The sequence below is a fragment of the Trebonia sp. genome, assembly GCF_049794275.1.
Lineage (GTDB): Bacteria > Actinomycetota > Actinomycetes > Streptosporangiales > Streptosporangiaceae > Trebonia.
Map to the genome: position 1 here is coordinate 1 of NZ_JBARCR010000190.1, position 9,950 is coordinate 9,950.

Consider the following 9,950-nt stretch of genomic DNA (forward strand, 5'->3'; position numbering starts at 1 on the left):
CGTGTTTCTGCCGAGCATAACGGCCATCAAATTTATCGCCAACTTGGGAGAAGGCGTGTAATCCGCCAAGTACGGGAGCTTTCATGCTGTTCCTGGCGTAACTGTTTGGCGGGACCGGCAGTGACCGACACCCCGGCGCACGGTCGACCTGCACTGCTGCAGGCTTCACCCGCGTCTCGCCGCCCACCGCGCGCTGGCTCAGCGCCCGCATGGCCACCCTTTTTCGAGTGATCATGACGCACACGACGCCGAACTTCGACGATTTCCAGCTCGAGATCATGCTGAAAGAGTTGGTCAACGCCCCCAGACGCTGAACGGCCTACCGCGGTTCACAACCGTTAAGGAGGAGCCTACGTCTTGCTGCCCGGGCTGCGTGCGCTCCGCTCGCTCGGCAACCCCTGATCAGCGCGCATCGCACGCATCAGGCTCTGCCTCAGGGCCTGGTACCCCGTCACTCGCGATCACGCGGGAGCGGCAGCCATGATGCTGGCCGAGTACATCGTCTTGTTCGTGCTCGTCGCGACCACGGGTGCCGGCCTGCCGGGCCCGGGTGACGCGTCGCTCATTGCCGCGGGGACGCTGGCAGGAGAAGGCCGGCTCAATGTTGGCATCGTGCTGGCCGTATCCGGGGCAGCCTGGATGCTCGGTTCGGTAGTTGGATATGAGATCGGTTTCCGCAAGGGACGCTGGCTGCTCGACCACCCGGGACGGCTGGAAGAAAGGCGGCTGAAGCTGCTCGTTAAGGGCGACCGTGCCTTCGGCAGTCACACTTTCCTCGCATCGGTGACGATGCCGGCCTATGTGTCCGGGATCTTCCGGGTGCCATTCCCGATACTCCTGCTCGGAGCGCTGGTCTCTGGCATCTTCTGGATCGGAATGTACGTCGGGCTTTCCTACTTCCTCGGCGCGGAGGTCGCGAAGCGCATCGGCGATGCCGGGACCGGCGTGCTGCTCGGCGTGCTGGTGATCGTCGCTGTCGGGCTGGGGATCAGGGCCGTGTACTCGCGGTGGCGGGCTGCCCGGCAGGAACGGCCGGCGTGAGCCGGTCCTCGCGCCTGGCGGACATATGGCCCAGCCAGGTCCGCCTGGCCCAGCCAGGTCCGCCAGAATACAGGGATGGCGCCGTCGAGGACCGGCGCGAGCGCGGCGGTCGTGGCGCGCGGGTCGTCCTGGGCGAGCCGCTGCGCGGTCACTGCAATGGGCATCCTTCCCGCATTCGCGGTCCTGTTCGCCGAGTTCCGCCAGGGTCTGCTCGGCGCGCTCGGTCTCGCCGAGGCGCAGGCCTCGCCCCGCAGTACCGGTATTCGACGGACCTCAGTGTCGGGTGCCCGGCCTTGCTGCCCTTCGGCTTTTCAGGCCGGGACACCCCGAATGCCTGCGGCGCTGCAGCGTTGTCAGCTGCGGCCGCTCGCGGGTCTGACAGGGATTGGCGGAGTCCGGGCTAGGTGTGGGCCGGGTCGGATCACCCAGTCAGGGGGATGCCAGGGCCGCGGGTTGACAGACACTCTGGGGTGCGGCGGCATGGACGTTTGGTCTTCGGCCGAGTGCCCGGTGCGGCTGTCGCGTCTGGCCTACGCAGGAAGGGGGATGCCATCGGCGTCCTGGTGCTTGACGAGAAGGGCAAGATCAAGGCTGACAAGGTCGGCAAGCGCAGCATGGGCAAGGGCACGGTATCGGCACGGCCGTGGCGCTGGTTACCCCGGTCGGGCTCGCCGCTGGCCTCATCGGCGGTGGCCTGCCGGGCACCCTCCACCACAAGAACCTGGGACTCGGCGAGGCCGATCGCGACCGCATAGGCAGGGAACTGGAAGGGGGCAAAGCCGCCGTGGGTGCGCTGGCTCCTGTTCCCGAAGCCAGCATCGTGGCTAGCAAGCTCACCGATCTGGGCGGGACCACAGAGGCTCATGAGGTCTTCGACGAGGCTCTCGAGGAAGCCCGCACGGCCGCCGCGACAGACGAGTCCTAGCAAACATGCGCCGCTTCGCGGCGCTCCCGTGGCCAGGCGGTTTTCTGGGGCATCTGACGCCAGTCTGGGAGAGGCCTGCGGCGGGGCCCCATGGTGGGCGCTTGAGTGTGGGCAGTTGTCTGAGGAGGAAATGTGTTCAGGGACAAGCGGCAGGAGCGGCGTGAAGAGCGCCGCGGTGGCAGTGGCGCGACGCACTACCGCATGCGTCAGAAGCTGGTGTCCATCGGCGACGACTACTGGATCGAGAACGATCAGGGCGAGCGGGTCTTCAAGGTCGATGGCAAGGCCCTGCGGGTGCGCAAGACGCTGATCTTCGAAGATAGCCACGGGAGCGAGCTGCTGAAGATCCAGGAGCGCGTGGCCCGGGTGCGGGACACGATGGAGATCGAGGACCGGGATGGGCGCACCGTCGCGACGGTGAAGAAGGCACTGATCACCCCGCTGCGCGACCGGTGGAGCGTCAACGTGGCGGACGGCCCGGATCTTGAGGTCAAGGGCAATATCCTCGACCACGAGTACACCATCGAGGACGGCCGGTCCACGGTGGCCGAGGTGTCCAAGAAGTGGTTCCGGGTCGCTGACACCTACGGGGTCGAGGTCGCGCCCGGGCAGAGCCCCGTGCTGATGCTGGCCGTCACGGCGGTCCTGGACCAGATGGCGCATGAGGCGCGCTGACACTGAGCCTCATCGCCTGAACGCCCAAGGGCCACCGGCGCGCAGAAGAGCCGTTGGGTAATCACGGAGCGTGGCCGATTGATAGTGACGACCCGCACGTAGATGGCCTGCGCAGCGGCCCCGATGGGGTTCCGGGGAAACATGATGACCGAGCCGGTTCAGTGGCTGGTCAGGTGGATCACGCCAATATCGGACAGTGAGCGCGCTCTTGGCCGGAGCAGGTCGACGTCGGCTAGCCCGGTGAGGGCCGCCGGGCTCACCACGCGGACGTGCGGCATCACGCAGGTCCGGCGGCCAGGCCGAGCAGGACCATGGTGTCCCCGGCCTGCGGATCCGGCGGCCCGACCCGGGTGACGGGGTCGAGCCTGCCGTCCGCCCGTACCAGGAACAGCAGATCGCTGCCGGCCGGGATCCCCGGGTCCCCGCCGTCGCCGGGCTGGGTGCAGATGCGCGCCCCGCCCGCGTAGCGGCGGCCGATCTCGTACCTGGTCAGCCGCGGGTCGAACAAGATCTGGCCGCCGGTGTAGGGAGCGACCACGCCGTGACTGGGCCGGCGTGCGCCGAGCCGGTAGACCGGTCCGCCGGCACTGCCCTGCAGCACAGTCGACCCGAGTGCGTTGAAGTCGTCCTCCTCGGTGAGCAGCAGCACCGCGGTGACGCCCTCGAGCTGCGCGCCGCGGCCGGTGGCCGTGGCCAGCAGCTCGCCGGGGGCCAGTTCCAGGCCGGCCTGCCTGATCCGCTGACGTTGCTCGTCCAGACCCGCCCACATCAGGACCTCCAGGCCCAGCGACCCCAGGGCTCGTCCGAGGTCCACGACCCAGTCCTCCCCGCCCACCAGCAGCGGGCGGGCGCGGGCCGGGCGGGTGACGCCGGCCCACCTGGCCACCGGCACAGCCGTCAGGCCGTACACCGCCACGGTGACGACGATGACGAGAAACGTGACCGGAAGGATCTTAGATGCGCCCCCGATGTTCTTTGAGACGAGCGCGGCAGAGAAGGTGGACGCGGTGGCCGCCGCGACGATGCCCCGCGGCGCCATCCACCCGGTGAACCGGCGCTCCCCTTTCGTCATGTCGGTCCGGACCGTGGCCAGCAGGGCCACCAGCGGCCGGGTGATGAGCACCAGGACGGCGATCAGCCCCAGCGCAGGCAGCACCAGATGCTGCAGCGACGCAGGGGTGACGGTGGCCGAGATAGAGATGAAGAGCACGCCTATGATCAGCTGTACCAGGGTTTCGAAGAACGGCCGCCGGGCGGGGACGTCGAAGCCGCGCAGGTTGGCCACGGCCAGCCCCATGACGATGGCGGAGATGAGGCCGGCGTCGTCGCGGAGAGTGTCGCATGCGGCCGCCACGGCGATCACCGACGCAAGCTGAGCGTTGGTGCCGAGCACCTCGCCGAGCCGGAGTTTCCGCAGCAGTAGCCACAGCAGTGCGGTGCCGGCAATGCCCCCCGCCAGGCCCACGCAGACGCCGGCCAGGAACTGCGCCAGCTGGTAGCCGAAGCCCTGGCGGGTGCTCGCGAGCACGGCGTGGAAAATGACCGCCCCGAGGATGCCGCCGACCGGGTCGATCAGTGACCCTTCCCAGGACAGGACCCGCTGCAGCCGATCGGTGGGACGGATGAAAACAAGCAGCGGCCCCACGACCGTGGGGCCCGACACAACCAGGATGGCGCCGAGCATCAGGGCTGCCTTACTGGACATGTCCAGTAGCAGTCCCGCGAACACGGCCGCGAAGGCCAAGGTGATGGGCACGCCTATGGCGATCAGCCGGACCACGACCCGTCGTGTCTGCCCGTGCAGCTTCCGCAGATCCAGGGACATGCCCGCGTCGTAGAGGATGACGGCGACCGCGAGCGACACCAGCGGCTGGAACGCGGCCCCCAGCAGGTCCTGCGGGTTGACGTCGGTGGTGATCGCGCCGGCGGTGAACCCGACAGGTAGCAGGATGATGATCGCTGGAATCCGGAGACGGCTGGCGAGCACCTGAGAGCCGACCGCAAGCGCGAGGATCAGGCCCACCCCGGTCAGGATCTGGTTGGTTGTCATCGTCAGCCTGCCACCCGGGCGAATCAGCGATAGTGGTGCCTGACCCGTATGCTCCTCCCTGCCCTACCCAGCCGCCTCCCTCGACGGGGATGAAAAGCAGCAGCCCCGAGCCTCGGAGGCGGCGTCAGCCAGACCAGCACTACCCGGCACGGATAAGGTCCCGTCGGCCGCAGACGCCGATCATGGGTGCGTCAGGCCTCGACAAGGACGCCAAGCCGAGGAGTTTGGACCGACATCTGGGCGGTCTTCACCAACCTGGTGTTCGTCTGGGGATATGCCAAGGTCCTGCTCGCGTCGCTGGTCACCGGCGCCGCCGTCATGCTGGCTGTCTCCGCCTAGCAGCTGCGGCACGGCGGGGACCGCGACGTATTCACCCCGTCGGCCCGGCTCGCCCTGACGGTCCTGGAATCGGCGATCCTGTTCACGATGCTGGTCGGCGACGAGCTCGGCGTGATCGAGGCCAAGTACCAGCCGATGAAGATCGCGGCCTGCTGTCCCTGCTGGCCACCGACCACTGGAACGGCAAGGTGGTCGGGCTGAACCCGCTGCAGGCGCAGTACATCGAGCAGTACGGGCCCGGCTACCACGTACCGAACGTGTTCATCCAGTACTGGAACATGCGGGTGATGGGCTACCTTGCGGTCCTTGTCTTCCTTATCTCAGTGGGGGCTCTGGCTCATACATCGCAAGAAACTCGCGACGTCCCGGGTGTTCCTGTGGGTGGCGGTATGGATTGGACCGGCTTTCTTCATCCTTGAGGGGTTCGACGCTGGTGAGGGGGGCTGTTATCCAGGTCGGGACGGTACACCATCAGGTTGCTCTCCCGGTCCCGGCCATCCTTGGGGGTGATGTACTGCCCGGTGCCGGCCGGCTGGAGTGGAGGGGGACTTGCTGAGGCCGATGTGCGCGGAACCTGCTGATGGAGCCTGTTATGCCGTTCTGTTTGTCTCCTGGCGGGACGCGCCGGGCCATAGCATGAAAACCCGCGTCGCGATCAAGCGGGACACGCTGGGCAAGGACGCCGTGGCGGGCCTGGTGCTGGGCGTGGAGAGCGTTCCCGATGGCCTGGCCGCGGGACTGCTGGCCGGGGTCAGCCCGCTGGCGGGCCTGTACGCCTACCTGTTCGGCACGGTCGGCGGGTCGCTGTTTACCGGCTCGGCGTTCATGGCGGTCCAGGCCACCGGCGCGATGGCCATCGTCATCGCTGACGTGCCGGCCGTTCACTCGGCCAGTGATCAGGCGCGGGCATTGTTCACCTTGTCGGTGCTGACCGGGGTGGTCATGCTCGCGGCCGGGTTCTTGCGGCTGGGGCATGTGCTGCGGTTCGTGTCCAACGCGGTGATGACCGGATTCATCTCCGCTGTGGGGGTGAACATCATCCTGGGCCAGCTGGCCAACCTCACCGGCTACAAGGCCGAAGGCGCCAACCGGGTCGTCCGCGCCCTCAACACCCTTATCCACCCGCATGAGCTCCACCTGCAATCCCTGGCGGCGGGACTGGTGACGATCGCGCTGATACTGCTGCTCGAACGGACCAGGCTGGGCCCGCTCGGGCTGGTCCTGGCAGTCATCATCACCTCGGCCGGCGTAGCTCTCCTCGGCTGGAGCAGCATCGCGATCGTCGGCGATCTCAGTGCCATTCCCCGCGCGCTTCCGATCCCCGTGGCCCCGGTGCTGCGGCTGGTCCCGCCGCTCATCGTCCCGGCGCTGTCGCTGGCCTTCGTCGGGTTGATCCAGGGCGCGGCGATCTCGGCCGCCTTCCCCAACCCCGACGGGAGCTATCCCGATGCCTCCCGTGACTTCATCGGGCAAGGTGCCGCCAACGTGATCGCCGGGATCTTCCGGGGGATGCCGGTAGGCGGGTCCATGTCGGCCACCTCGCTGAACAAGGCCGCGGGCGCCCGGTCGCGGCTGGCCCTGGTGATCGCCGGCGTGGTGATGGCGGTGGTGATCCTGGCCTTCGCCGGGCTGGTCGGCCACATTGCCATGCCCGCCCTGGCCGGCCTGCTCATCCTGGTCGGCTTCCGGACGATCAAGCCCGGCGATCTTGCCTCGGTGTGGAAGACCGGCCTGGTACAGAAGACCATCCTGGTGGTCACCTTCACGCTGACCATGCTCATCCCGCTGCAGTACGCGGTGCTCGCCGGGGTCGGCCTGTCGATGGTCCTGCACGTGGTACGCCAGTCCAACCGGGTCACCATTAAGCGCCAGGTCCCCGGCCCGGACGGGAACCTGACCGAGACCGACCCGCCGGCCGAGGTCCCGGCCGGCGAGGTGGTCGTGCTCCAGCCGTACGGCAGCCTGTTCTTCGCCGCCGCGGCGGCGTTCGAATCACAGCTCCCGGCTGTTGCCAGCGCCTCGGGCAACTCGGTGGTCATCGTGCGGCTGCGCGGCCGGACCGACCTCGGCACCACGTTCATGGAGGTGCTGTGCCGCTACGGCACGGCGCTGACGGATGCCGGCAGCAAGCTCGTCCTGGTGTCGGCCAGCGAGCAGATCCACGACGAGCTCCGCGCCGCCGGGGTCACCGACGTGATCGGCCCGCAGGACATCTACGCCGGCGATGAGCGGGTGGGCGCCACGTTTCAACGCGCCTACGCCGACGGCACCGCATGGATCCAAGCCAACCAGCGCCGGACCGGGACCGGTACCCCCGGCGACACCGGGCCGGCCTGAGACCGCTGCGGCCTGCGAGCCCGCGCACCCGGTGAACAGCCAGCTCGAAGCCCCGGGATCGGAGCTTACGTGGTCCGGTTTTATCCCTGCGGGATGATGCGCGGCCGGGCAGGCTGGAATTCCCTGGAGGCGGAGGGGGACAGCCATGTTGGTCCTTGACCTGGTCCTGATCGGCCTGGCGGTAACGCTCGACCCGTTGCCGCTGACGGCATTCCTGGTCGTGCTGCCGTCCAGGCGCGGCGTGCGCAAAGGCGCGGCCTTCACCTTCGGCTGGCTGGTGTCGCTGGCCATCGTGGTCACGATCACCGTCCTGGCCACCGGCAACAACCCGCCCCAGCCGAACACGGCGCCCTCGCTGGCGGCGCTGGCGGTCAAGACCGCGCTCGGCGTGCTCCTGGTCGTGATCGCGATCCGGCACATCCGGGCCAGGGGACGGCCCAAGCCGCCGAAGAAGCCGCCGAAGTGGCAGGAGCACGTGGACGACATGTCCCCCTGGTTCGCGCTCGGCCTGGCGCCGGCGCTGCAGCCCTGGGGCCTGATCGGCGCGGGCGCCGCGACTGTGGTGGAGGCCAAGCTGTCCAGCTGGGAAAGCTTCCTCGCGCTGTTCTTTTACTGCGTGCTGGCCTCGGCCTCCTACCTGGCCATGGAGATCTACACGGCGTTCCGGCCCGATCGCAGCCAGACATTCCTGACCAGCGCCCGGACCTGGATCGACGCGCACACCGAACAGGCGATCATCGTGGGGAGCCTGCTCCTGGGCATCTGGCTCATCGGCGACAGCCTCTACCTGATCACCTGAGACTGCGAGCGGCGCCCTGCCCCTGGTCATGCCGGTGATCGCCGATTGTGCCTCGTCGGCGGTCGCGAATGCGTGGGCGGCTTTGGCCCGGTCGGCGATCCGACCGGAGGCGTCGATGCGGCCGATCCCGTAGACCACGTCCGCGGGAGCTGACGGCACGGGCACCTGGCGGGCCAGCGGTAGCGGCCGGCCCGCGGCGGACCTGGCGCGCTGCCGGGCGGCCGAGATGCCGGACGAGGGGATGACGGGAGACAGAGGCTGTTTGGCCTGCTATTTCGGCGATGATGTTCAGGTCGTGTCACCGACAGGTCGCGGAAGTCGGGCGGCCCGCCGAGCATCTCGGTCATCGTCGTCCGGGGTAGGTCGAAGTCATTGACTGGTGGTCTCGGCTTTCACCCGGACGTCTCGGCGGGTGTGCTGGAGGGCCAGTGGGCGGGTGTCCAGTCGCCTTCTGGGTCGGTGGTTTGGCCTACTTCGATGAGGTGGCCGTCGGGGTCGCGGATGTAGCAGCGGGTCTCGTACTGGTGCTGTTTGGGCGGTGTCAGGAAGTGGGCGCCGCGGGCGCTCCATTCGGCGTACACGGCGTGGATGTCTTTGACCCGGATATTGAGGAAGCTGCTGACCCGGTCCGGGTCGCGCGGCGTCTGCAGGGTGACCGCCGGCTTGTCGTCGGTGGGGCCTCCGCCGGTGTTGATGATGATCCAGCTGTTGGACAGCGCGACGTAGGTCAGCCCGCCGGGACCGGAGAACGCCACCCTGCCGCCGAGGACTTCGGTGTAGAAGCGCCGGGAGCGCTCGATGTCAGCGGAGACGATGAAGTGGGCTAGCGCGATTCCCTCTGGGGGCGCCGGGAGCTCGGCCATTTTGGAACCTCCGCTGGTTGGGTCGCACAGCCCGCTCATCACGGGCCTGCAGTCAGTGTCGACCAGGTGGCCGGGGAAGATGTCCCGGCTCCAGGCTTCATGCCTGGCATCCGTGGCCGTGTCGTGCTGTTGTTCACGTAAAGTCACCAGTCTTGGGACTAGCCTGAAGGCGACCCGCAGGGATGAAGGCCGCGTGGCGCTCCGCCTGCCTCGGCGAGGCCTGGCTGGCGCGCTGGCCCTTCTGCTGGTCACGGAAGGCGTCAATCGCCTTGAGCATTGCACGGCTTGGCATGCTGTAGCCAGCACACTCAAAGCGCACGATGGCCCCTGGGTAACCCTGGTCTGTGCCCGGTCACCTGTGCGCGAGGCGAACGCCAAGGCCGGCTTCACCCGGTGCGGACAGCGAAGGCCTGAAGTCTGATGCAGCTTGAGCGCCGAGCTCTGCCGCGAGGCGTCCTCACGCAGCACACACGCCCAGGCGGCGACGCCCTCACTAACCGGTGACGGTCTCCCCGCCGGCGAACACTTCCCTGAGCCGCCCGGTGCTGACGTCATAGACGAATCCCCTGACCGGGACCTCCGGCGAGATCCATGGATGTGAGCTGGCCTTCTGGATCTGCTCCTTGGTGTTCGCCTCAGCGTCGGTGAAGCTGTAGAACTTGGCCGGCGCAATCGGCGCCTGCCCCGTCTCCTTGCGGAGCCGGTCCTCCAATTCGCTGTCGGTGAACCTGAGCATCCCACAGTCGGTGTGATTGATGATCATTATCTCCCGGGTGCCCAGCAGCCTGGTCGACAGAACAAGCGACCGGACCGCGTCGTCATCGATCACGGTGCCGAAGTTCCTGATCATGTCGACATCGGCGTGGGCAAGACCCAGCATCTGCTCGATGTCGGTGAGCCGGGGATCCGCACAGGTGACAA

Annotated in this window: 11 protein-coding genes; 6 read left to right on the forward strand and 5 right to left on the reverse strand. The window is 67.9% G+C overall.

Annotated features, from left to right (window positions below; genetic code table 11):
* Positions 1 to 280: hypothetical protein (locus WA805_RS05405; protein WP_425241794.1), on the reverse strand; the 280-nt coding region annotated here is incomplete at its 3' end.
* Positions 281 to 480: 200 nt separating this feature from the next.
* Between WA805_RS05405 and WA805_RS05410 the strand changes: the two genes are divergently transcribed.
* The 3 genes from WA805_RS05410 to WA805_RS05420 all read left to right on the forward strand — a co-directional run bounded on the left by WA805_RS05410 (position 481) and on the right by WA805_RS05420 (position 2,641).
* The gene (locus tag WA805_RS05410; RefSeq protein ID WP_422288553.1) at positions 481 to 1,041 is read left to right on the forward strand and encodes a DedA family protein; all 561 of its coding nucleotides are present in this window, start codon (positions 481 to 483) and stop codon (positions 1,039 to 1,041) included.
* Positions 1,042 to 1,684: 643 nt separating this feature from the next.
* Positions 1,685 to 1,966 carry a hypothetical protein gene (locus WA805_RS05415; RefSeq protein ID WP_422339947.1) on the forward strand — a complete coding sequence of 94 codons (282 nt, stop codon included), beginning with the start codon at positions 1,685 to 1,687 and terminating at the stop codon, positions 1,964 to 1,966.
* Between the two features lie 132 nt (positions 1,967 to 2,098).
* Positions 2,099 to 2,641 carry an LURP-one-related/scramblase family protein gene (locus tag WA805_RS05420; protein WP_422281568.1) on the forward strand — a complete coding sequence of 181 codons (543 nt, stop codon included), beginning with the start codon at positions 2,099 to 2,101 and terminating at the stop codon, positions 2,639 to 2,641.
* Positions 2,642 to 2,918: 277 nt separating this feature from the next.
* Here the strand turns inward: WA805_RS05420 and WA805_RS05425 are convergent, their stop codons facing one another.
* The gene (locus WA805_RS05425) at positions 2,919 to 4,691 is read right to left on the reverse strand and encodes a cation:proton antiporter (RefSeq protein WP_422288551.1); all 1,773 of its coding nucleotides are present in this window, start codon (positions 4,689 to 4,691) and stop codon (positions 2,919 to 2,921) included.
* Positions 4,692 to 4,877: 186 nt separating this feature from the next.
* Between WA805_RS05425 and WA805_RS05430 the strand changes: the two genes are divergently transcribed.
* Complete coding sequence (locus tag WA805_RS05430; RefSeq protein ID WP_422276417.1) at positions 4,878 to 5,030, forward strand: hypothetical protein; 153 nt, start codon at positions 4,878 to 4,880, stop codon at positions 5,028 to 5,030.
* Here WA805_RS05430 and WA805_RS05435 read toward each other — a convergent pair.
* Positions 5,027 to 5,278, reverse strand: a complete 252-nt coding sequence (locus tag WA805_RS05435; protein ID WP_425241795.1) for a hypothetical protein — start codon at positions 5,276 to 5,278, stop codon at positions 5,027 to 5,029. The genes WA805_RS05430 and WA805_RS05435 overlap by 4 nt on opposite strands.
* A gap of 388 nt (positions 5,279 to 5,666) precedes the next feature.
* On the opposite strand from WA805_RS05435, the gene WA805_RS05440 reads away from it, so the two are divergent.
* Complete coding sequence (locus WA805_RS05440) at positions 5,667 to 7,367, forward strand: SulP family inorganic anion transporter (protein ID WP_425241796.1); 1,701 nt, start codon at positions 5,667 to 5,669, stop codon at positions 7,365 to 7,367.
* A gap of 145 nt (positions 7,368 to 7,512) precedes the next feature.
* Positions 7,513 to 8,166: a GAP family protein gene (locus WA805_RS05445; RefSeq protein WP_422276421.1), complete on the forward strand. Its 654-nt coding sequence runs from the start codon at positions 7,513 to 7,515 to the stop codon at positions 8,164 to 8,166.
* A 392-nt stretch (positions 8,167 to 8,558) separates the two neighbouring features.
* On the opposite strand, the gene WA805_RS05450 is transcribed toward WA805_RS05445, so the two are convergent.
* Together WA805_RS05450 and WA805_RS05455 are read right to left on the reverse strand one after the other, a co-directional pair.
* Positions 8,559 to 9,029: a VOC family protein gene (locus tag WA805_RS05450; protein WP_422276423.1), complete on the reverse strand. Its 471-nt coding sequence runs from the start codon at positions 9,027 to 9,029 to the stop codon at positions 8,559 to 8,561.
* Positions 9,030 to 9,522: 493 nt separating this feature from the next.
* Positions 9,523 to 9,950, reverse strand: a 428-nt coding sequence (locus WA805_RS05455) for a beta-class carbonic anhydrase (RefSeq protein ID WP_425241797.1), incomplete at its 5' end; no start/stop codon positions are given.

Coding starts and splice junctions, on each gene's coding strand:
- WA805_RS05440 (WP_425241796.1), top strand. CDS start 5,667: ATGAAAACCCGCGTCGCGATCAAGCGGGACACGCTGGGCAAGGACGCC.
- WA805_RS05410 (WP_422288553.1), top strand. CDS start 481: ATGATGCTGGCCGAGTACATCGTCTTGTTCGTGCTCGTCGCGACCACG.
- WA805_RS05450 (WP_422276423.1), bottom strand. CDS start 9,029: ATGGCCGAGCTCCCGGCGCCCCCAGAGGGAATCGCGCTAGCCCACTTC.
- WA805_RS05425 (WP_422288551.1), bottom strand. CDS start 4,691: ATGACAACCAACCAGATCCTGACCGGGGTGGGCCTGATCCTCGCGCTT.
- WA805_RS05445 (WP_422276421.1), top strand. CDS start 7,513: ATGTTGGTCCTTGACCTGGTCCTGATCGGCCTGGCGGTAACGCTCGAC.